Source organism: Pseudomonas sp. DF5 (assembly GCF_058148225.1).
On sequence record NZ_JBYVYM010000005.1, the window covers coordinates 91079 to 114156 of the forward strand.

Sequence of the window (23078 nt, forward strand, 5' to 3'; positions counted from 1 at the left end):
TCGCCACAGGGGCTCATCCGCTCCGACAACGGCGACCTGTCGTTAACCTTAAGTTACAAAACCTCCCTCCGATTTAGGCTATACAGAGGCAGCGCCAATAGTGGCTATCTGCTGTCTCTGCGCGCCTGCCAATAAAAATAAGAAATCAAAGGGAGACTTCACAGTGAAGAGCTTGCTCTATCCCGCCGTCGCGCTGATGAACCGCCTGAGCTTCGGCATGAAGTTCAGCCTGATCAGCGTGCTGTTCCTGGTGCCGATGCTGGTGACCAACTTCTATCTGGTGCGCGATTCCTATCGCGAATTCCAGGGCACTCGAGTCGAACTGCAGAGCCTCGACCTGCTGGGCAGCGGCCTGAACCTGCGTCGGGACCTGGAGACCCTGAACAACCTGGTGCAGATCAACGTCATCCTCGGCCAGTCCGGCAAGGCCAATCATGTCGAATCGACGATCAGTGCCCTGGAGCAAAGCGTCCTGAGCCGTTTGCAAGGGCTGGCGGCGATGACCACTGACCCGGAACAAATCACGTTTTTCGACGGCAAGCGCGACGAGATGATTGCCGCGTTCAAGGCCCAACAAGCGGAAAACTCCCTGCAAAGCAAAAGTGCGCTGATCGGCAAGTTGCTCGGCAACGCGCAGATTTTCAGCCAGATCATCGCCAGTCAGGCCGGCCTGAGCCGCGACAGCCAGAGCGACATGCGTCAGCTGAGCGAACTCATTACCAACGTCACGCCGGCCGTCACCCAGACACTCGGCGAGGGCCGGGCAATGGGTTCTTATTCACTGGGGCAGGGCTTTCTCAATTCGGCCTCGAGTACCCGATTCGATGAGTTGCTGGCGCAGATCGAAAAACTCCAGGCCGAATATGGCCTGAAGTTGAAGGATGCACTGGGCTCCAGTAAAGCCGCGCACGAAACCCTGGCGGCTCAGGCAGAAAGCAGCAAGGCCTCCCTGAAAAAGGCCAGTGAGCTGTTCGAAGAACAGGTGGTGATGGCCGACACCCTCGATGCGCCATGGCAGGCCTTTTTCGATCAGGTCACGGGCCTGATGGACCAGACCTATCAACTCAACGAAGCGACCCTGAAGTTTCTCGGTACTCAGTTGCAGCAGCGGTTGGAGCAGCACCGTACACACATGGTTCTGCAGGCGGTGGCGCTGGCGCTGGTGTTCGTGTTGATTTTTTACCTCTATGGCGGGTTCTACGCCTCGACCCGCACCACCCTCAAGCGTCTGGGCGCAGTGATGGACAAGGTGGCGGCTGGTGACATGACCGTGACCTTCAGCGCCAACAGCCGCGACGAACTGGGCGAGTTGGGCGAGGTATTCACCGACACCGTGAAGAAAATCCATGACCTGATCGAGCGAGTGGGGCAGACCGTCAGTGAGGTCGAGCGCCAGGCCGGGCAGGTTGAAAGCGTGTCCGCCCAGAGCAACCAGGCGGTGGCGGGGCAGCGTACGCAGATCGAACAAGTCGCCACGGCGATGAACCAGATGTCGGCCACTTCCCTGGAGGTGGCGCGCAGTGCCTCCGCTGCGGTCAGCAGCGCCCACAGTGTCAATGACGAGACCATCAGCGGTCGCGGGTTGGTGGAGTCCCAGCAGGGCAGCATCGCGGCACTGGCCAGCGAGATCGATCAGTCGGTGCGGGTGATCAATCAACTGGCCAGCGACAGTCAGTCCATCAGCCGTGTGCTGGAAGTGATCAAAAGCATTGCCGAACAGACCAACCTGCTGGCCCTCAATGCTGCCATCGAAGCCGCGCGAGCGGGTGAGCAGGGTCGTGGTTTTGCGGTGGTGGCGGACGAGGTGCGGACCCTGGCCAAGCGCACCCAGCAATCGACCGAAGAAATCGAGCAGATGATCGCCAAGTTGCACAGCGGTGTCGGTGCGGCGGTCAAGGCAATGGGCACCAGCCATCAGATGGCCAACGGCACCGTCGGGCAGTCGGAAAAGGTCCAGCAGGCGCTGGAAAACATCCTCGGCGCCGTCGGCATGATCGTCGACCAGAACCAGCAGATTGCCGCTGCGGTAGAGCAGCAGACCGCTGTGGCTCACGACATCGACCAGAACATCGTCGAGATCAACCGCGCCGGGGAGCGTACCGCCGAAGGCGCGCATCAGACCGAGAATGCGAGCCGAGCGTTGTCGGCGCAGGTGGTGGAGCTCAAGCAGTTGATCAGTGCGTTCCGGGTTTGATGCCACGAAGCAGTTCAAATGTGGGAATCAACGGATTACCAGTTAAACAACTCACAGGCATTGGCCGTGCTGGCAGCGGCCAATTGTTCGGGGCTGATCGTCATGAGAGCGGCCAGTGCCTCACAGATCGCCGGCAAGTGGGCCGGGCTGTTGCGTTGGCCAGGGAACATGGCGGGGGCCATGTCCGGTGAGTCGGTTTCCAGTACCACCGATTCAAGGGGCAAACCGGCAATCACCCGGTGCATGCGCAAGGCTTGTGGCCAGGTCGCGGCGCCGCCGAGGCCGAGTTTGAAACCGAGCTTGATGTATTCGCGAGCCTCTTCCTGGCTGCCGGCGAAGGCATGAATGATCCCCGCCCGTTTCAAGCGAAACCGTTTGAGCGTGGCAATCACTGCCGCGTGGCTGCGTCGCACATGAATCAACGCTGGAAGGTTGAAGTCCGCTGCCAGTTGCAGCTGGGCATCGAACAGCGTTTGCTGACGTTCACGATCGAGGGTTTCGATGAAGTAATCCAGACCGATCTCGCCCACCGCGCATAGCTGGCGATGGCCCGCTAACCGCGTCAGCCAGTCACCGAGTTCGGTCAAGTCTTCAGGGCGATGGTCATCCAGATACACCGGGTGCAAACCGAATGCCGCGTGCAGATCGGGATCGCTTTGCACCAGCTCCCAGACCCGCTGCCAATTGGCCTGATACACCCCCAACACCACCATCCGCCGCACGCCGAGCGCGCGGCTCTCGGCCAGCAGCGCCTGACGATCCGGGTCGAAATCCGGAAAATCCAGGTGAGTGTGGGTGTCGATCAGTTCCACGGTTCAGTCCTGAAGAATACGCTGCTTGAACGTTCGCGCGATGGCCTGCACGCCGGGCTGGTAATCGGCCTGTTCGATGGCGGCCACTGCCAGTTTCAGGGCTTTGTCGGCGATCAGTTGATGCTGCTGGGCCATGGCGTTGACCGGCAGTGGCAGGAAGTCCAGCAACTGCGTATCACCGAAGGTGCCCAGGCGCAGCGGGCGGGTTTTAAGCGGGAAGTCGTGCAAGGCATCGAACACGCCCTGAAGCAGCACGTAGGAGGTGGTCACCAGCGCATCCGGCAAATGGCCCAGGCGTTGGATCAATTCTTCCATCAGTTGTTTGCCGCACTCACGGCTGAACGACTCGCCGTGCTCGATCAGCGCCTCGCCTTTGAAACCGTTCAGCGCTTCCTTGAAGCCCGCTGCCCGCTCCTGGCTGATACTCAATTCAGGGCGTGCGCCGAGCAGCGCGATCTGTTTTGGCAGCGGGGTCAGCAGGCTGCGGGTCAGGTGCAGGCTGGCTTCGCGATCATCGCTGATCACCGAGCAGAAATGTTCGGGCTCCATCACCCGGTCGATGGCGATGATCGGAATGCCTTTGGCCTGCAACTGGCGATAGCTGTCGTCACCGGCTGGCAGGCAACTGGCGACGATCAGCGCATCGCAGCGGCGGGCGCGGAACAGTTGCAGCAATTGCCGTTCGCTGTCCGGCGCATCGTCGGAGCTGGCGATCAGCAGCTGATAGCCGCGCGCCCGGGCGCCTTGTTCCAGCAGTTTGGCGATTCGCGCGTAACTGGGGTTTTCCAGGTCCGGCAGAATGAAGCCCAGGGTGCGGGTGTGCCGACTGCGCAGCCCGGCGGCCTGCGGGTTGGGCGTGAAGCCATGTTGTTCGACCACTGCCCGCACGCGCTCGACAGTGGCGCTGCTGATGCGTTGCTGTTCGGCCTTGCCATTGATGACGTAACTGGCGGTGGTCACGGAGACACCGGCCAATTGTGCAATATCACTGAGTTTCAACCCGGTATTCCTTGTTTTTAGAGCGTGCCCCGACATTTTCGCCAATCCTACCCGATTGAGGCAGGCGACCATTGTCGCAGCACATCCGATAATTGGACTTCAAGGATGAGACATTATCGAGTAACGTGCCTAAGATTCTAGATTAAACGTTTCAGCAGGCGTATTTTCTACGTTATAGGTCGCTTTGGTCGGTTCTGCCGCGAAACCGCCAAAACTGCGTCTGAAAAGGTGTTCTCAAAACGCCTAAGCTGAATCAATCAAAACAATACCTGGCGTCACACGGCGCCAAAAAGGAGAAAGCATGCTCGAGCTCACCATAGAGCAGATATCCATGGGCCAGTCGGCTGTGGATAAAGCCACCGCCTTGCAATTGCTCGCTGACCGACTCGTGACCGATGGCCTGGTGGCCGACGGTTACCTCGCAGGCTTGCAGGCCCGGGAAGCCCAGGGCTCGACCTTTCTCGGCCAAGGTATTGCCATCCCCCATGGCACTCCCGAAACCCGCGATCAGGTATTCGCCACTGGCGTGCGGCTGATGCAGTTTCCTGACGGCGTGGACTGGGGCAATGGCCAGATCGTTTATCTGGCCATCGGTATCGCCGCCAAATCCGATGAACACCTGCGCCTGCTGCAACTGCTGACCCGTGCCCTCGGTGAAACCGACCTGGGCCAGGCCCTGCGTCGCGCCAGTTCCGCCGAAGCCTTGTTGAAATTGCTGCAAGGCGCGCCACAAGAGCTGGCACTGGACGCACAGATGATCGGCCTCGGTGTGTCCGCCGATGACTTCGAAGAGCTGGTTTGGCGCGGTGCCCGTTTGCTGCGTCAGGCCGATTGCGTGAGCAACGGTTTTGCCGGCGTCTTGCAGCAGGTCGAAGCGCTGCCGCTGGGCGATGGCCTGTGGTGGCTGCACAGCGAACAAACGGTGAAGCGTCCCGGCCTGGCGTTCGTTACCCCGGACAAACCCATCCGCTACCTCGGTCAGCCGCTGAGCGGGCTGTTCTGCCTGGCCAGCCTCGGTGAAGCCCATCAGGCGCTGCTCGAACGTCTTTGCGCGTTGCTGATTGAAGGTCGCGGCCATGAATTGGGCCGTGCCACCAGTAGCCGCGCGGTGCTGGAAGTCCTTGGCGGTGAAGTGCCGGCGGACTGGCCGAGCGCACGCATTGCCCTGGCCAACGCCCACGGTTTGCATGCGCGCCCGGCGAAGATCCTCGCGCAACTGGCGAAAAGTTTTGAAGGCGAGATCCGTATACGCATCGTCGATGGTCACGACAGCGCGGTGTCGGTGAAGAGTTTGAGCAAACTGCTCAGCCTTGGCGCCCGTCGCGGCCAGGTGCTGGAACTCATCGCCGAACCGGTCATCGCTGCCGACGCCTTGCCGGCCTTGTTGGCGGCCATCGAAGAAGGCCTCGGTGAAGAAGTCGAGCCGCTGCCCGTGGTAAGCCAGCAGCGCGAAGTGCTCGTGGAGGTGGAGGTCGCCGAAACACTGCTCGCGCCAGCGTCCGGCAGCCTGATTCAGGCGATTGCCGCGGCACCGGGGATCGCCATCGGCCCGGCGCATATTCAAGTGCTGCAAGTCATCGATTACCCGCTGCGCGGTGAGTCCGCGGCCATCGAGCGCGAGCGTCTCAAGCAAGCGCTGGCCGATGTGCGTCGTGACATCGAAGGCCTGATCGAGCGCAGCAAGGCCAAAGCGATTCGCGAGATTTTCATCACCCATCAGGAAATGCTCGACGACCCGGAGTTGACCGACGAAGTCGAAACCCGCCTCAAGCAAGGTGAAAGCGCCGAAGCGGCGTGGATGACGGTGATCGAAGCCGCCGCCAAACAACAGGAAGCGCTGCAGGACGCGTTGCTCGCCGAACGTGCCGCCGACTTGCGCGACATTGGCCGTCGGGTGCTGGCGCATTTGTGTGGCGTCGAAACGCCTGCGGAGCCTGCGCAACCGTACATTCTGGTGATGGACGAAGTCGGCCCGTCGGATGTGGCGCGTCTTGATCCGACGCGCGTCGCCGGCATTCTCACCGCTCGCGGTGGTGCCACGGCCCACAGTGCGATTGTCGCCCGGGCCCTGGGTATTCCAGCACTGGTGGGCGCCGGCGCCGCCGTGTTGCTGCTGAAACCGGGCACGCCGCTGTTGATCGATGGCCAGCGCGGTCGCCTGCACGTGGACGCCGATGCTGCGACCTTGCAGCGCGCCACCGAAGAGCGCGACACCCGCGAACTGCGCCTCAAAGCCGCCGCCGAACAACGCCATCAACCAGCGCTGACCACCGACGGCCACCCCGTGGAAGTGTTCGCCAATATCGGTGAGAGCGCTGGCGTCACCAGCGCGGTGGAGCAGGGCGCCGAAGGCATTGGCCTGTTGCGCACCGAACTGATTTTCATGGCTCATTCACAAGCGCCGGACGAAGCCACCCAGGAAGTCGAATACCGTCGCGTACTCGATGGCCTGGCCGGCCGACCGCTGGTGGTGCGCACCCTCGACGTCGGCGGTGACAAACCGCTGCCGTATTGGCCGATCGCCAAAGAAGAAAACCCGTTCCTCGGTGTGCGCGGCATTCGCCTGACCCTGCAACGTCCGCAGGTCATGGAAGCGCAATTGCGCGCTTTGCTGCGTGCGGCGGATAACCGTCCCTTGCGGATCATGTTCCCGATGGTCGGCAGCGTCGATGAGTGGCGCCAGGCTCGGGACATGACCGAGCGTCTGCGTCTGGAAATCCCGGTCGCGGACCTGCAACTGGGGATCATGATCGAAGTGCCGTCGGCCGCCTTGCTGGCGCCGGTCTTGGCCAAGGAAGTGGACTTCTTCAGCGTCGGCACCAACGACCTGACCCAGTACACCCTGGCCATCGACCGTGGTCACCCGACTTTGTCGGCCCAGGCTGACGGCTTGCACCCGGCGGTGCTGCAACTGATCGACATCACCGTGCGTGCGGCTCATGCTCATGGCAAGTGGGTCGGCGTGTGCGGTGAACTGGCGGCTGATCCGCTGGCGGTGCCGGTGCTGGTGGGCCTGGGTGTGGATGAGTTGAGCGTGTCGGGCCGCAGCATTGCCGAGGTCAAGGCGCGCATTCGCGAACTCAGCCTGACCCAGACTCAAACCCTTGCCCAACAGGCCCTGGCCGTGGGCAGCGCGAACGAAGTCCGCGCATTAGTGGAGGCGCTGTAATGGCCAAGATCTTAACCCTGACCCTCAACCCGGCGCTGGACCTTACCGTTCAATTGCCGATGCTTGTGCCCGGTCAGGTCAATCGCAGCGACGAAATGCACACCCACGCCGCCGGCAAAGGGGTGAACGTGGCACAGGTGCTGGCCGACCTCGGGCATCAGCTGACCGTCAGCGGATTTCTCGGGGAAGACAACCTTCAGGCGTTCGAAACCCTGTTCGCCAAACGCGGCTTCACCGACGCGTTTATCCGCGTCCCTGGTGAGACCCGCAGCAATATCAAGTTGGCGGAAAACGATGGACGCATCACCGACATCAACGGCCCGGGGCCGCGGGTCGGTGAAGCGGCGCAGCAGGCTTTGCTCGATCGGCTCGACCAGATTGCACCAGGGCATGACGCCGTCGTGGTGGCTGGCAGTTTGCCCCGTGGCGTGAGTGCTCAATGGTTGCGGGAGTTGATCCTGCGCTTGAAAAAACGCGGCTTGAACGTTGCGCTCGACACCAGCGGTGAAGCCTTGCGCGCCGGCCTGTCGGCTGGCCCGTGGCTGATCAAGCCCAACACTGAAGAGCTGGCTGAAGCACTGGATTGCGAAGTGGTTTCCGTGGGCGCCCAAGCCGAGGCCGCAAGCCGTTTGCACGCTCATGGCATCGAGCACGTGGTGATTTCCCACGGTGCCGACGGGGTGAACTGGTTCAGTGTCGGCTCGGCGATGCATGCCACACCGCCCAAGGTCAGCGTGGTCAGCACCGTCGGTGCGGGGGATTCGCTGCTGGCGGGCATGCTGCACGGTTTGCTCAGTGCCGATACGCCTGAACAGACCTTGCGCACCGCCACTGCGATTGCAGCCATGGCCGTCACCCAGATCGGTTTTGGCATCGGCGACGCCGCGCAACTGGCGCAGCTCGAACAGGGCGTGCGCGTGCGCCCCCTGACAGAACAATAAGAGGGTTTGCAATGAAATTAGCCATTGTTACGGCCTGCCCGAACGGCATGGTCACCAGTGTGCTGTGTGCTCGTCTGCTCGATGCAGCGGCCCAGCGTCAGGGCTGGAGCACCAGTGTCGAAGTCGTGGATGCAGCCCATCCGGAACGTCAATTGTCGGCGGCGATCATCGAGGCCGCCGAGTGGGTGTTGCTGGTCACCAGCGCGCCGGTGGATATGTCGCGGTTTATCGGCAAACGGGTGTTCCAGAGCACCCCGGCCCAGGCCCTGCAAGATGTCGAAGCCGTGCTGCGCCGTGGGGTAGAGGAAGCCGAGGTTTACGTAGCGCCCGCAGCCACCGCTGAACCTGCCGCGGTTGCTAAACAGGCGCCACGCCTGGTGGCTGTCACCGCGTGCCCGACCGGCGTCGCCCACACCTTCATGGCCGCCGAAGCCTTGCAGCAAGCGGCCAAGCGCCTGGGTTACGACCTGCAAGTGGAAACCCAAGGCTCGGTCGGCGCACGCAATCCACTCAGCGCAGCGGCGATTGCCGATGCTGATGTGGTGCTGCTGGCGGCCGACATCGAAGTCGCCACCGAGCGTTTCGCCGGCAAGAAAATCTACCGCTGCGGCACAGGCATCGCCCTGAAACAGGCCGAAGCGACGCTGAACAAAGCCCTGGCCGAAGGCAAGCAGGAAAGCGCTGCGACCGGCGCCAAAGGCCCGGCCAAGCAAGAGAAGACCGGTATCTACAAACACCTGCTGACCGGTGTCTCGTACATGTTGCCGATGGTGGTGGCGGGCGGTCTGATGATTGCCTTGTCCTTCGTGTTCGGCATCACCGCGTTCAAGGAGCAAGGCACGCTCGCAGCGGCGCTGATGCAGATCGGCGGCGAGAGCGCGTTCAAACTGATGGTGCCGCTGCTGGCGGGTTACATCGCCTACTCGATCGCTGACCGTCCGGGCCTGGCGCCGGGGATGATCGGCGGTTTGCTGGCGAGCACGCTCGGTGCCGGTTTCATCGGCGGGATCATCGCCGGTTTCATCGCCGGCTATGCGGCTCAGGCGATCAACCGTTATGCGCGCTTGCCGCAGAGCCTTGAGGCGCTGAAACCGATCCTGATCATCCCGTTGCTGGCGAGCTTGTTCACCGGTCTGGTGATGATCTATGTGGTCGGCAAACCGGTGGCCGGGATGCTTGCGGGGCTCACCCACTTCCTCGACAGCATGGGCACTACCAACGCGATTCTGCTCGGTGTGCTGCTGGGCGGCATGATGTGCGTCGACCTTGGTGGGCCGATCAACAAGGCGGCTTACGCGTTTTCGGTGGGGCTGCTGGCATCGCAGAGTTATGCACCGATGGCCGCGACCATGGCCGCTGGCATGGTGCCGCCGATTGGCTTGGGCATCGCTACGTTCATCGCCCGACGCAAGTTCGCCCAGACGGAACGCGAGGCCGGTAAAGCGGCGCTGGTGCTGGGGCTGTGCTTTATCTCTGAAGGGGCGATTCCATTCGCGGCCAAAGACCCGCTGCGGGTGATTCCGGCGAGCATCGCTGGCGGTGCGCTGACCGGCGCGTTGTCGATGTACTTCGGCTGCAAACTGATGGCGCCGCACGGTGGGTTGTTCGTGATGCTGATTCCGAATGCGATCAACCATGCGCTGTTGTACCTGCTGGCGATCGTCGCCGGGAGTTTGCTGACAGCCGTGGCGTATGCGTTGCTCAAACGGCCGGAAACAGTGGAGCTGGCGCTGGAGCCGGCCAACGCCTGACACACCACAAAACCTGTGGGAGCGGGCTTGTCCGCGATGACGGCTTAACATTCAACCCATTCGGTGACTGTTGCACCGCTATCGCGGGCAAGCCCGCTCCCACAGGGATCGCGCTTTCACATGGGTGTCATTTGCACGTGCTTAAGTTTTCCTTTTTCAGGGAGAGCACCATGAGCGAATTCGACCTCGGCCGCCGTCGTGTCATACAAGCTGTCGGAGCCGGGCTGTTGCTGCCCGGGCTGGCGCCGGCGGTGATTGCATCGGTCAAGGATCGGCCGCAACTCACCGATGGTGTGCAGTCCGGCGACCTGTTGGGCGACCGGGCGATGATCTGGAGCCGTAGCGATCGCGCGGCGCGGATGGTGGTGGAATGGGACACGCGCAGCCTGTTCAGCAACCCTCGTCGATTCGTCTCGCCATTGGCCGATGCCGGCACCGATTTCACCGCTCGGGTCGAACTCACCGGCCTGCCTGCCGATCAGGCAATTTTCTACCGCGTGACGTTCGAAGACGCCCAGAGCGGTGTCGCCAGCGAACCCTGGTTCGGCCATCTGCGCAGTGTGCCCAGCGCTCGGCGGAATATTCGCTTCGTCTGGAGCGGCGACACGGTTGGCCAAGGCTTCGGCATCAACCCGGACATCGGCGGCATGCGCATCTACGAAGCCATGCGTTTGCGCCTGCCGGACTTTTTTATCCACAGCGGCGACACCATCTACGCCGACGGCCCGGTGCCGGCGCAACTGACCACCGAAAGCGGCCGGGTGTGGCGCAACATCACCAGCGAAGCCAAGAGCAAAGTCGCCGAAACCCTCGACGAGTATCGCGGCAATTACCGCTACAACCTGATGGACGAAAACATCCGCCGCTTCAACGCCGAAGTGCCGCAGATCTGGCAGTGGGACGACCACGAAGTGGTGAACAACTGGTCGCCGGGCAAGCAACTGGATGATCGCTACAAGAGCAAAGATATCCACAGCCTGGTGGGCCGCGCACGGCAGGCCTGGCTGGAATATGCGCCGATGCGTTTGCAGAGCGCCGACGGTGGCGGGCGGATTTATCGCAAGCTGAGTTATGGGCCGATGCTCGATGTGTTCGTGCTCGACATGCGCAGCTACCGAGGTGCCAATGACGACAACCTTGGTGCCGCCAAACCGTTCCTCGGTCGAGAGCAATTGGATTGGCTCAAACGTGAATTGAAAGGCTCCCAGGCTCAATGGAAAGTCATCGCCGCCGACATGCCCATCGGCCTCGGCGTCCCGGACGGCGAAGTCAGCCCCGGTGTGGCGCGTTGGGAAGCGGTGGCCAACGGTGATCCGGGCCCGGCTCAAGGCCGTGAGCTGGAGATCGCTGAATTACTGGGTTTTCTGCGGGCGCAGCAGGTGCGCAATTTCGTTTGGCTGACGGCGGATGTGCATTACTGTGCTGCGCACCATTACCATCCTGATCGCGCGGCGTTCCAGGACTTCGAACCGTTCTGGGAATTTGTCGCGGGGCCGCTGAATGCGGGGAGCTTCGGGCCGAATGCGCTGGATAAAACCTTCGGCCCCGAGGTGGTGTTCCAGAAGGCACCCGCTGCGCAGAACACCTCGCCGTTTGCCGGGTTTCAGTTTTTTGGCGAGGTGAATATCGATGGGCAGTCGGGTGAGTTGAGTGTCGTGCTGCGGGATCTGGATGGGGTGGGGGTGTTCGAGCGTAAGTTGCAGCCGGTTTGAGGGCCGCGTGATTGTTCCCACGCTTTGCGTGGGAACAATCATCAACGGTGTCAGTAAACGTCGCGGCGGTAGCGGGCTTGTTCGATCAGGCGCTCGACTTCATCCGCGCCGAGGACTTCATTGAGCACTTGGTCCACACCTGACGCCATCCCCTGCAAACTGCCGCAGATGTAAATCACGGCGCCATCGGCCAACCATTTCTTCAGCTCGCCGGCAGACTCGCGCAGGCGATCCTGCACATAGATTTTCTCGGCCTGATCGCGGGAAAACGCCAGGTCCAGACGCGCCAGATCACCGTTGATCAACCACTCTTCCAGTTCCGCGCGGCACAGAAAATCGTGCTCGCGATTACGCTCGCCAAACAGCAACCAGTGACGCTGTTGCCCGTCGGCAATGCGTGCCTTGAGCAAACTGCGCAACCCGGCCAGCCCGGTGCCGTTGCCCAGCAGGATCATCGGCACCGGTTCGTTCGGTAGATGGAAACCACTGTTGCGCCGCACCCGCAGGCTGATGTGACCACCCACAGGGACGTGTTCGGTCAACCACCCGGAACCGACGCCCAGGCTGCCGTCCGGGTGCAATTCCTGACGCACCATCAGTTCCAGCGCGCCGTCGGCGGCGATCGAGGCGATGGAGTATTCGCGCAGGGCCAGTGGCACCAACGCATTCACCAGCGCTTGCGCATGCAGGCCGACCAGATGAGCGCGGTTCTCGGGCAGTTGGCGGCTGGCCAGGGCTTGCTCCAGAGACTGCGACAGACCATCGAGTTCAACCGTGGCCCGACCGTCAATTCCCAGGCCTTCGAGGAAATGCTCGATGGCCCACGCACCATTGCGCGGCAGCACTTCCACCAGATCACCGGCCAGCCAACTGCTGGTGCTGGGAGCGGTGAGGCCGAGCAAGTACACGGGAGCACCGCTGCTGTCCGGGTTCATCAGCTCACGACGGGTCAGGGTCCAGTTGTCGTAGCTGGGTGCTTGCCAGGTGTCGACCGGCGCCTGACCCGTCAGCAGGCCGAGTTGCTGTTGCCAGTGACGCAGGGCGTAAGGGTCGCCACCGTCGACTTCAACCGGGGCGAACAAGGTCTTGCCGCCGTGCTCGCCCAGCCAGGTGTGCAAGCGACGGGCGAAGCTGCAGAAGTGTTGATACTGGCGGTCACCGAGGCCGAGCACGGCATAGTTCAGGCTTTCGAGGCTCGGTGCACGCCCCAGTACTTTGCGTTCGAAACCGCGGGCGCTGTCCGGCGCTTCGCCGTCGCCGAAGGTGCTGACCACGAACAGTGCGTTGCTGGAATCTCGCAGGTCCTGTTCGCTGACATCGGCCAACGGTTGAACCTTCACCGGTAATCCGGCGGCCTGCAATTGCCCGGCAGTCTGCCAGGCGAGCTGCTCGGCAAACCCGCTCTGGCTGGCGAAGCCGATCAGCCATGCCGGTGCGTCGCTACCCGGTTGCTCAAGGCCTTTACGGGCATCCTCGATCTGACGTTTCTTGCGTCGACGGTCCAGGTACAGCAACCAGCCTGTGACGAAAAACAGCGGCATGCTCAGCGCGGCGATGGTCAGGATGATCCGCCCGAGCAACCCGAAATAACTGCCGACGTGCAGTGCATAAATACTGGTCAGCAACTGCGCCTTGAGGCTCTTGTCGCTGTAACGGTCATGACGGCTGACGGCGCCGGTCACCGGATCGAGGGTGATCTGGTTCCGTGCCTGGTCGTGGGGTGAATCCTTCAGCAGGTAGAACACGGTTGCCGGTTGCCCGGCCACGGGCGGCATTCGAACGTTATAGGACGAAAGACCAGGACCGGCGGCGCTGTAGATGCTGCTCCACATCGCGGCGTAATCGGCGGTGGGGGCCGGGCCGCTTGGCGCAGGGCCGCGACCACTGCGAACCCGCTCGTTTTGCGGCGAGTCAGACAGCAGCCTGGTCAGCCCTTTGTTGTACCACTCGTACGACCAGGACAACCCGGTCAGTGCCGCCAAAAGGTAGAACACCAGGCACCAGGTGCCGGCCACTGAGTGCAGGTCCCAGTTGAAGCTGCGACCTTTTTTCTTCCAGTCCAGCGTCAGCCAGGCGCGCCAGCTTTTCCACTGGCGCGGCCAGCGCAGGTACAGACCGGACAGGCAGAAGAACACCAGAATCAGCGTGCAGGCGCCGGTGATCTGCCGGCCGGTATCACCCATGGCGAGGAAGCGGTGCAGTTGCAGCATCAGACCGAAGAAGTCCTGGCCGGTGACGTCGCCCATGAACTCGGCGGTGTACGGGTCGAAATAACGCATCTGCCCGCGACGTTCGCCGGGCGGCGCCGTGAAGATCACCCGCGCAGCATTGCCGCTGTCGGTCTCGACCCAGAGCATCGAGACGATCTTACCCGAAGCGCTTTCGATTTTCTCCACCAGTTCGGCCGGTGGCAGCACGCCGGCGATCTGCTTCTCGACGTGCAGCACGGAGGGGTTCAGCGTTCGCAGGATTTCATCCTGAAACGAGACTGCCGCCCCGGTAATGCCCATCAGGGCCAGGACCAGTCCGGCGCTGATGCCGAAAAACCAGTGCAACTGGAACAGGGATTTCTTCAACACGTCGCTCGCCTTGTTCGTTCAAAAGTCATCATCACGGCGCGCATTATGCCGTGAGTTGTCGAGAAGCATTCTTTTTTACACGCAAAAGCCCCGTTCACTTTGATGAACGGGGCTTTTACCTGAGCGCTTTGGTCTTCACGCTTCTGTTATCAGAAGTGGAAGTTGGCGCTCAGCAGGGCAGTGCGGCCCGGCGCCACGTGGGCGTAGTGCGTCTGGAATACCTGGTCGAAGTAACGCTTGTCGGCCAGGTTTTGTACGTTGAGTTGCAGGTCGACGTTCTTGGTCAGGCGGTAGCTGGCCATCGCGTCGTAACGCCAGTAGGACGGAATCTCCACCGAGTTGGCGACGTTGCCGAACTGGGAATCGACGAAGGTTGCACCGGCACCGACGGTCAACTTGTCCGGCACCAGGTCGTAGGTCGACCAGAACGTGAAGTTGTTCCGTGGGGTGCTTGGCATGCGGTTGCCTTCATCGGCGGCGAGGGTGGTTTTGACCACTTCGCTGTCCATGTAGGTGTAGCCGCCGAAGACTCGCCAGTTACGGGTCAGCTTGCCGGTGTAGGTCAGTTCCAGGCCATTGACCTGCTGTTCGCCGTCCAGCACTTGGGTGGTGCCGCCGTCCGGATCGTTGATACGCGCGTTGGTTTTCTCGGTGCGGAACAGTGCGGCGGTCAGCGACAGGTCGTCACCGAAGAAGTCCCACTTGGTGCCGATCTCGTAGTTGCGGTTCTTTTCCGGGTCCAGACTGCTGTTGTTCGCCGCCAGTTCCAGGCCACCGTTGCCGCTGGTTTCGCCGGCCGGGTTGCTGGACGTCGAGTAGGCGGCATAGATACTGCCGTTTGGCAGCGGGTTGTAGACCACGCCGATCTGGTAGTTCACCAGGTCGCTGGTGTTCTGACGGGAGAAACTGCCCGCTGGAGCCGTGCTGCTGGCGTTGGCGAAGCCGCTGGATTCGACCTGGTAGTTGTCATAACGCAGGCCCAGGTTCAGGGACCATTGCTCGTTGAACTTCAGGGTGTCGAACACGTAGGCCGCGGCGGTCTTGGTGTCGGTGTCGGTGAAGGCTTTGCTGTCGGTGATCGTGCCGTTCCAGTTATCCCCAGGCGTCGGGTTATACAGGCTGGTGCAGTCGCCGGAGTTGAACAGGGCACGGTTGCACCGGGTGCCGCTGGCGCTGGAGGTCAGGAGGTACGGGCGGTTGTGGGTGTCCTGATAGGAAAACTCCAGACCGGTTACCAGGCTGTGCTCGATGGCGCCGGTGTTGAATTTGGCACTCAGGTCGGTCTGGTTGATCCAGCCGCTGGACGTCGAGTTACGGCTCTTCGCGCCACGGTAGACACTGCCGTTGGCCACGTTGCCCTTGCTGTCGTCAGGGTTGGTGACGATGTAGTCCAGGGTCGAACGGGACATGCGAAAGCTGTTCGACACGGTCAGGCTATCGTTCAGATCGTGCTCGAGCTTGATCGTGCCGCTGTCGTTGCTGGTCTGGCGATAGTCGCGGCCGGTGAGGCCGTAGAAGTTGTCGCGGTTGACGTTGGCCGGCTTGTCGACGTTGTACTTGCTGCGGTTGGGGCTCAAGGTCAGCGGGATACCGTAGTCGGGCATGTCGTCGGTTTCGACGTGGTAGTAGCCGACGGTCAAGCGGGTGTCGGTGCCCAGGCCGAAGGCGAAGGACGGTGCCACGCCCCAGCGACTGACGTCCACGGCATCACGCCCGGCGACGTTGGCTTCGTGCTTCATCAGGTTCAGCCGGAACGCCGAGGTGTCGGTCATTTGCTGGTTCAGGTCGAGGGTGGTGCGCTTGGTCTGGTCCGAGCCCCAGGTGAAGCCGCCGTTGTAGGCATTGCCCAGCTTGGCGGTCTTGCTCACCAGGTTCAGGCTGCCACCGGTGGAACCGGCGCCGGTGAAGGCCGACCCCGGCCCCTTGCTGACTTCGATCGACTCAACGTTGAAGATCTCGCGGCTCTGGGACGCCACGTCGCGCATGCCGTCGATGAACACATCGCTTTCGGCGTTGAAGCCGCGAATGATCGGACGATCACCGGCCGGGTTGCCGCCCTCGCCGGCACCAAAGGTGATGCCCGGGGTGGTGCGCAGGGCGTCGACCAGGCTGGTGGCGCCGGTGTCGCGAATCACTTGTTGCGGGATCACGGTGACGCTTTTCGGCGTCTCGCGCAGTGGCGCAGTGTACTTCTTGGAGGCCGAGGTATCGGTCTTGTAGGAGGTGTCATCCTGCTCGCCTACAACGCTGGTCGCGTCCAGGGATATCGCATTGCCGGGTGCTTTTTCGTCGGTCTTCTCGGCCGCGAAAACCATGTGGCCCGCAGAGCCGGCGGTGATCGCCACGCCAATTGCAGACGCGAGCAAACGCGGTGAACTGACCGTTGATTGTGGTTGTTGGCGTGACATGTGAATTCCCCTCCCCAAGGATTTGAGGTCGCGGAATGTAGAGTAAATACGTATCTGTATCAATTGCGAAACGTTGCTATTTGCGACTAATTTACATTCTTTACAATTTGCCTTTACGGTTTTTGCGGTTTCATTCGTCCCTTGGGTTTTACATATTTAATAAGAATCAATACCATTAGCACCCCTTTGTTTTCAGGTGTCTCTCCATGTTGTTGCACATTCCCGGCGTGTTCGCGAAAGAAGAAGTGCAGCGCATTCGCGAGGCCCTGGCGCAGGCGGATTGGGCCGATGGCAAAATCACCGCCGGTTTCCAGTCGGCGAAGGCCAAGCACAATCTGCAACTGCCTGAAGGGCATCTGTTGGCCAAGGAAATCGGTGCGGCGATGCTCGAACGGCTGTGGAAAAATCCGCAGTTCATGTCAGCGGCATTACCGCACAAGGTCTTCCCTCCGTTACTGAACTGTTACACGGCCGGTGGCAGTTTCGACTTCCACATCGACAACGCCGTGCGTCAGCCCAAGGGCAGCATCGAGCGGGTGCGCACCGACCTGTCGGCGACGCTGTTCTTCAGTGAACCGGAGGATTACGACGGTGGCGAACTGGAAATCCAGGACACCTTCGGCACTCAGCGCGTGAAATTGCCGGCCGGCGATATGGTCCTGTATCCCGGCACCAGCCTGCACAAGGTCAACGCCGTCACGCGTGGAACCCGCTACGCATCGTTTTTCTGGACGCAAAGCCTGGTGCGTGAAGACAGCCAGCGCGCTTTGCTGTTCGAGATGGACGGGGCGATTCAGCAGCTGACCCAGGACATGCCCGACCATCCTTCATTGGTCCGCCTGACCGGTACTTACCACAACCTGTTGCGTCGCTGGGTCGAGGTATGAGTTATCAATTGCGCCGCGAGGAAGTCCTCGACGGTGATCGCCTCAAGGCCATGCTGGAGGAAAGCCCGGCGCGCGCAGCCCAGGCGATTCTGATCGCCGCCCGTGAAGATGTGCTGGATGCCCAGGCCTTGCTGGGACAGATTTTGCTGGACGGGCGGGGTATCGAGCGGGATCAGCCGCTGGCGCGGCGCTGGTTCGAGATTGCGGCTCAGCGCGGGCACTTGATGGCGCGCAATATGCTCGGTCGTTGTCATGAGCATGGTTGGGGTTGTGTTGCCGATGCCTCGATAGCCGCGCGACATTATTGGATCGCAGCCGAAGCCGGGCTGGATTGGGCGATGTACAACTACGCCAACCTGTTGGCGACGGGGCGTGGGGTGATGGAAGATCAGTTGCAAGCCCTGAATCTGTATCGGCAGGCGGCCGAACTGGGGCATGCGAAGTCCATGAACCTGCTCGGTCGTTATCTGGAAGAAGGGCAGTTTTGTGAAGCCAACCTTGTCGATGCTATCGATTGGTATCGTCGTTCCGCAGAAGGTGGCGACTTCCGTGGACAATTCAGCTATGGCACTTGTTTGGTCGAAAGGGGGCAAATCGATCAAGCCTTGGTCTGGTTATACAAGGCAATATTGGCGGGTAATCCGAGCTTTCTGCGAGGCGCAGCACAAACGTTGCGACAGTTCGGTTTAACTGAACTGGCTGCAGCTTATCTGGACAGGTCCGAGAGTTTGACCAACGGCTGTTGATCCAGAGTCTTTAAATCAAGGCAGTATTTTCCAAATTTGCTTCAACCCTCACGGCGCTTCGGCGTGTGAGGCTTTTGTCGTGGTTTTTTAATAAGCTGTTATTGGTGCTGTGCCGGATTTGTAAGTTCTGATTGGTATTGTTTTTAATTAGTTTGTTGGTGCAGATATTTTGACAGTGGTTCGGTAGTTGGATTAGTCTTTTTTCAGGCCATTGGAAGGTCTGATGTTAGGTGCATATCACGTGTAAGTGAGTGCGTAGCGAGTGATCAAAGGAGTGAATCCATGAGTTATGAGAAGTTACGAGATGAAGCGTTAAAAAATGCCGACTATGAAAAAGTTTCCGAGTTGGCTGTAGCGTTACCGAAAGCGTTCGCACTTGCCTCGAAAGGGGGAGTGGAGAATATGACTCGCAGTACCGGTCTGATATTAACCAAAGAGCAAATTATCAGCCTTAAAGAATACGTAGCCATCGGGTTGGCGTTTCCAGAAACCCTGGGTGCTGTTATCGATTATCTGAATTATGGGCCTAACGATGATGGGGGGCGTGGGCTGAAGGCACAGGATTTCCTGTTGACGTTCCAGCTTATTCGCAGGCATGCCAGTTTATGGACGCCACTGCGGCATCGAATCATGCTAACAGGCGAAGACCTGAAGAAATTTGGCTCCAATATGCAGAGCTGGCGCAGCGGCATGGAGGCTGAGTGCAACACTGAGGCCGCCGTAAAATTGATTAAGGACTACAACGTTAAAACACTGGAGGATTTGAATAAATTAAAACTTGATTGGAAAGGTGTCTTTCCTGGTATTGAATTGGACCCGGGTACTGTCTCGGAGTTGGGTGAATATCTGAAAGACATCCGTAACAGGATTGACGCTTATAAGAGGACAACCAATGATATTAAAGCTGATTTGGATACCTTTGGCGATCAGCTTGAAAGTGTAGTGATTCCTGAAATCAAGCGGAAATTGGTGCTGATCGGAAACAATCAGTACACCGGTGAGGTTGAAGCGCTTAATAAAAAAATTACCGAACGAGCGCTGCGCATCGACGAGTTGGACTCCCAATATAAGGCGTTGGTGGTCAAATCCCTGGAGGCTGCGGCCGGCTTGAACATTTTTGGTTTGGGTATGGCGATCTATCACGGTGTGGAAGCTGAGAACATACGGGCTACAAGACGTGCGGAAAATGAAGCACAAGAGGCTGATCTCCTCAGTCTCAAGAGCAAGGACAGAACGCTGGCTTCGTTGAAAGAAGTCGAGAAGGACTTACAAAATACCAAGTTGGTCGCTATTGATGCCGAAGTAGCAACTAATAATCTAAGGTACGTGTGGAACGTCATCGATTCGTACGTCAATGATTCCGAAGAAACCATGTCTGGAATAAAAGATGCCTTACGACTTGCGAGATTTATGACGAGGTTTGGACAGGTAGCCGATTCATGGAAGGAAGTGGAGAGTGTGGCCGGCCAGCTGATCGATGTATTCGATCAAGCGGATAAGGAGTATCAGGCGAAATATGGAGTAAAAGTTATGGCCCGGAGGATTGAGAATTTTGCAGGTGTGCTTGAGCGTTATCCGCTCATCGATCTTAAGTTGTTGTCGCAGACCAAGAGCAAAATGCGTGACGATCGCGCGACTGCTGATGCCTTGTTCATTGTTTGGCAGTACCTTCCTAACGTGCACAAACGTTTCGCGGGTTTGGTCGATAACGTTTTTATCAGCGCGCGTACGCTACAGTCATCTGCTTTCAATAGTAAGAATGAACTTGAGAAAGCCCGTAAGACGCTGGGCGGGCTAGAATCCGAGTTAAAAGATGAAGTCAGTGGCGGGGCGGATCAAGAGACGATTAACGCCATCGTGGGAGAGATTGAAGAGACGATGCAAGAGGCGTGTGAGTCGGTTAAGGAAAGCGCCAATAAGAGCAAAGACAGTCTCCGTAATATCTCGATTGCTTTTGATAGGAAAATGATGCTCGATTTTGTTTCTGGTCTAAAGAGGGACATTCAAACTGCCGATCAGCGCCAGACAGATCTGCAGACGGAACTGACCAAGCGACGTGCTGACCTGAAAGTCGTCTCTGATGCTATTAGCGCAATCGAAAAAAACGGACTGGATGACCTGAGTAAAAATATCAATCTGACGATCGATAAACTGAAAGCCCTGGGCATGGCGCCTTCGGAAATTCAATTGGTCATGTTTGCCGTCGAGCAGTTACAAAAGTCTATCGGTGATATTGCTAAAGGCATCAGCTTTTCTTTTATGCTGGCGGAGAGCAAGAAGCTAAGCGCAAAAGTCGCGGAGCTGCTCGGCAGGATTGCTATTGAAGTTACGCTTATTGAAGCGTCGAACAAGAATATTGAATTCATCGAAACTATCAATTTAATTGATGATCAGAACAAGCTGTACTGTGCTGAATATAAAAAGGCGGTGGTAGCGTTTGACAAGTTCAACGTAGCGGTTGATAACAACTCTATTCCTGCTGATGAGCGCGTATTGCAGTTTTTAGACGAGGTTAAGGCCTTCACGCTATTTCTTGCTCCGCTTTCCGAACCTAATCCTTGAATCAACCGGCCACAATGATAATGCCAAGCTATCGTTGATTGAGGTTCGGCTGTGTGATGTTGGCAAGCCGCGGCTTGCTGGCATCTTTATTTAATGTATTAAGGATTTTTTTCGGTGCGCGATTATCTGTTGGAAGAGGGGAACTTTACCGCTCTCAAAGAGTACATAGATTTTTTAGACAATCTCCCGCCAGTGCTAAGGGAAATTCAAGGCTTTACCGATTCTTACAGTAGGCAGCATGCAATATTGACACCGCCCAATTCCAGGATGCTGATACAAACAGCCAAGGGGAATACGGATGCCTGGCATGGCATTAGAATCGCGATACCGATTATGGGTGAGCTGAGTGGGAAGGCGGTACTCGATACTCGGACGTTTATTGAGGAGTTTCACAGCCTGAGCAAAACCATCGTGGATCGTCGACTCAAGATCAACTCACTCGATATCAAAGGGTTCAGTCTGACCCGTTCCTCGGGGTGGGGGAATGCACCTCCCAAGGACGTGATTGACCTGATGCGTGAACTCTGGAATCGGCTGAATCAATGTGAAAGCGCAATCATGAGGTTTAGGAGTGCGGTCACAGCAATTGGTGAAACATTGCACAGCATTTTTGTTCGGTTTATCGAGTCCTTGACGTTGGCCTTGTGCAGTTGTGACGCTCCGATACCGAAAATCGAGGCGTATTACACGATTCGAAAGTTAGGGCTGCCAGGCATGCAATACGATCCTGAACTTGGACATTCTGAACAGGCGCGGCTAGAGCAAGCGCGCGACCACGTTACTCGATTGAAGAACATGCGTATCAGAGCTAACAGTGCCGTGGATAATCTCACTGACTTTTGCTATCGACTTCAATATTTTCTCGCCGACGCGCGATCCGAGTTACAGGCTAACCACCCTGCGCGGTCCCTTTCTCGTTCAGGGACGGGGCTGACAATGACTGACAGGTCGCTTGTGGAGGTCAAGGAGATGTCTGGACAGCTGATGAAGATGTCGCGCAAGCTCAACCAATAAAAAAAAGCCCATGACTCGTCATGGGCTTTTTAGTTGTCACGCTGGCAGGTTAAATCCAGCAAAGGCCTTTAAACGTAAAACGACTTCAGCGGCGGGAAGCCATTGAACTCAACGGCGCTGTAGCTGGTGGTGTACGCGCCGGTCGACAGCCAGTACAAACGATCGCCGATCGCCAGGTTCAGCGGCAAACCGTACTTGTAGTTTTCGTACATGATGTCGGCGCTGTCGCAGGTCGGGCCGGCGATGACCACTTCTTCCATCTCGCCTTTCTTCTCGGTCCAGATCGGGAACTTGATGGCTTCGTCCATGGTTTCGATCAGGCCGGAGAACTTGCCCACATCCGTGTACACCCAACGCTCTACAGCGGTACGGGATTTACGCGCCACCAGCACCACTTCGCTGACCAGAATGCCGGCGTTGGCGATCAGCGAACGGCCCGGCTCCAGGATGATTTCCGGCAGGTCATCGCCGAAGTCTTCCTTCAGGAAGCGGATGATTTCTTCAGAGTAGGTTTCCAGGCTGTTGGTGCGGGTGATGTAGTTGGCCGGGAAGCCGCCACCCATGTTGATCAGCTTCAGGTGGATGCCGTCTTCTTCTTTCAGACGTTCGAAGATCACTTTGACCTTGGCGATTGCCGCGTCCCAGACGCTGATGTCGCGCTGCTGCGAACCGACGTGGAACGAGATGCCGTACGGCACCAGGCCCAGGTCACGAGCCAGGATCAGCAGGTCCATGGCCATGTCGGTCTGGCAGCCGAATTTGCGCGACAAAGGCCAGTCGGCAGTGGTCGAGCCTTCAGTCAGGATACGCACGTAGACTTTCGAACCCGGAGCGGCCTTGGCGATGTTGCGCAGGTCGGCTTCGGAGTCGGTGGCGTACAGGCGCACGCCCTTGTCGTAGAAGTAGCGAATGTCTTTGGATTTCTTGATGGTGTTGCCGTAGCTGATCTGGTCGGCGCTGACGCCACGGCTCAGCACTTTGTCCAGCTCATAGATCGAGGCGATGTCGAAGCTCGAGCCTTTCTCTTTGAGCAGGTCGATGATTTCCACGGCCGGGTTGGCCTTGACCGCGTAGTAGACCTTGGCGAATTCGAAACCGGCACGCAGGTCGTCATAAGCCTGGGCGATCATCGCGGTGTCGATCACCACGAACGGGGTTTCTTGTTTGTCGGCGAAGGCCTTCATTTTCTGGAAGGTTTCGCGCGCGAAATAGTCTTCGACGTTGATCGACATGCTGGGAACTCCTACTGGCAAACTGAAATTATCAATGGGTGCAAATGAACGCCCTCCGTATCCCCACTTTGG

14 protein-coding genes are annotated in these 23078 nt (G+C 59.0%); 9 read left to right on the forward strand and 5 right to left on the reverse strand.

Features of this window, described 5'->3' with window-relative positions; translation table 11 throughout:
- The first annotated feature begins 163 nt into the window (after positions 1 to 163).
- Positions 164 to 2194 (forward strand): methyl-accepting chemotaxis protein, encoded by a 2031-nt coding sequence (locus AC30D7_RS06745; protein WP_490133512.1) that lies wholly within the window; start codon positions 164 to 166, stop codon positions 2192 to 2194.
- 35 nt (positions 2195 to 2229) lie between these two features.
- Here AC30D7_RS06745 and AC30D7_RS06750 read toward each other — a convergent pair whose 3' ends face one another.
- Positions 2230 to 3006: a TatD family hydrolase gene (locus tag AC30D7_RS06750; protein ID WP_490133513.1), complete on the reverse strand. Its 777-nt coding sequence runs from the start codon at positions 3004 to 3006 to the stop codon at positions 2230 to 2232.
- A 3-nt stretch (positions 3007 to 3009) separates the two neighbouring features.
- Positions 3010 to 4005 carry a catabolite repressor/activator gene (gene cra / locus AC30D7_RS06755; protein ID WP_490133514.1) on the reverse strand — a complete coding sequence of 332 codons (996 nt, stop codon included), beginning with the start codon at positions 4003 to 4005 and terminating at the stop codon, positions 3010 to 3012.
- Between the two features lie 301 nt (positions 4006 to 4306).
- On the opposite strand from cra, the gene ptsP reads away from it, so the two are divergent.
- The 4 genes from ptsP to AC30D7_RS06775 all read left to right on the forward strand — a co-directional run bounded on the left by ptsP (position 4307) and on the right by AC30D7_RS06775 (position 11578).
- Entirely contained in the window at positions 4307 to 7174 is a 2868-nt protein-coding gene (ptsP, locus tag AC30D7_RS06760) for a phosphoenolpyruvate--protein phosphotransferase (RefSeq protein ID WP_019582441.1), read from the forward strand.
- On the forward strand, positions 7174 to 8115 hold the full coding sequence (pfkB, locus tag AC30D7_RS06765; protein WP_490133515.1) for a 1-phosphofructokinase: 942 nt from the start codon (positions 7174 to 7176) through the stop codon (positions 8113 to 8115). Before ptsP ends, pfkB begins: the two co-directional genes overlap by 1 nt.
- Before the next feature lie 11 nt (positions 8116 to 8126).
- The gene (locus tag AC30D7_RS06770) at positions 8127 to 9866 is read left to right on the forward strand and encodes a PTS fructose-like transporter subunit IIB (protein WP_490133516.1); all 1740 of its coding nucleotides are present in this window, start codon (positions 8127 to 8129) and stop codon (positions 9864 to 9866) included.
- Positions 9867 to 10036: 170 nt separating this feature from the next.
- Positions 10037 to 11578 carry an alkaline phosphatase D family protein gene (locus AC30D7_RS06775; protein ID WP_490133517.1) on the forward strand — a complete coding sequence of 514 codons (1542 nt, stop codon included), beginning with the start codon at positions 10037 to 10039 and terminating at the stop codon, positions 11576 to 11578.
- Between the two features lie 50 nt (positions 11579 to 11628).
- Here the strand turns inward: AC30D7_RS06775 and AC30D7_RS06780 are convergent, their stop codons facing one another.
- Both AC30D7_RS06780 and AC30D7_RS06785 read right to left on the reverse strand, forming a co-directional pair.
- On the reverse strand, positions 11629 to 14157 hold the full coding sequence (locus AC30D7_RS06780) for a PepSY domain-containing protein (RefSeq protein WP_490133518.1): 2529 nt from the start codon (positions 14155 to 14157) through the stop codon (positions 11629 to 11631).
- A 149-nt stretch (positions 14158 to 14306) separates the two neighbouring features.
- Positions 14307 to 16565: a TonB-dependent receptor gene (locus AC30D7_RS06785; protein WP_349747093.1), complete on the reverse strand. Its 2259-nt coding sequence runs from the start codon at positions 16563 to 16565 to the stop codon at positions 14307 to 14309.
- Between the two features lie 206 nt (positions 16566 to 16771).
- Here AC30D7_RS06785 and AC30D7_RS06790 point away from each other — a divergent pair, with 206 nt between their 5' ends.
- From AC30D7_RS06790 to AC30D7_RS06805, 4 genes are all read left to right on the forward strand, one after another.
- Positions 16772 to 17452: a Fe2+-dependent dioxygenase gene (locus AC30D7_RS06790; RefSeq protein WP_490133519.1), complete on the forward strand. Its 681-nt coding sequence runs from the start codon at positions 16772 to 16774 to the stop codon at positions 17450 to 17452.
- Complete coding sequence (locus tag AC30D7_RS06795; RefSeq protein WP_490133520.1) at positions 17449 to 18198, forward strand: tetratricopeptide repeat protein; 750 nt, start codon at positions 17449 to 17451, stop codon at positions 18196 to 18198. The genes AC30D7_RS06790 and AC30D7_RS06795 overlap by 4 nt, the downstream gene beginning before the upstream one ends.
- 282 nt (positions 18199 to 18480) lie before the next feature.
- Positions 18481 to 20760, forward strand: coding sequence for an alpha-xenorhabdolysin family binary toxin subunit A (locus AC30D7_RS06800; RefSeq protein WP_490133521.1), 2280 nt, complete (start codon positions 18481 to 18483; stop codon positions 20758 to 20760).
- Between the two features lie 114 nt (positions 20761 to 20874).
- Positions 20875 to 21774 carry a hypothetical protein gene (locus AC30D7_RS06805; protein WP_490133522.1) on the forward strand — a complete coding sequence of 300 codons (900 nt, stop codon included), beginning with the start codon at positions 20875 to 20877 and terminating at the stop codon, positions 21772 to 21774.
- A 68-nt stretch (positions 21775 to 21842) separates the two neighbouring features.
- On the opposite strand, the gene AC30D7_RS06810 is transcribed toward AC30D7_RS06805, so the two are convergent.
- Positions 21843 to 23006, reverse strand: a complete 1164-nt coding sequence (locus AC30D7_RS06810) for a type III PLP-dependent enzyme (protein WP_490133523.1) — start codon at positions 23004 to 23006, stop codon at positions 21843 to 21845.
- Between the last annotated feature and the right edge of the window lie 72 nt (positions 23007 to 23078).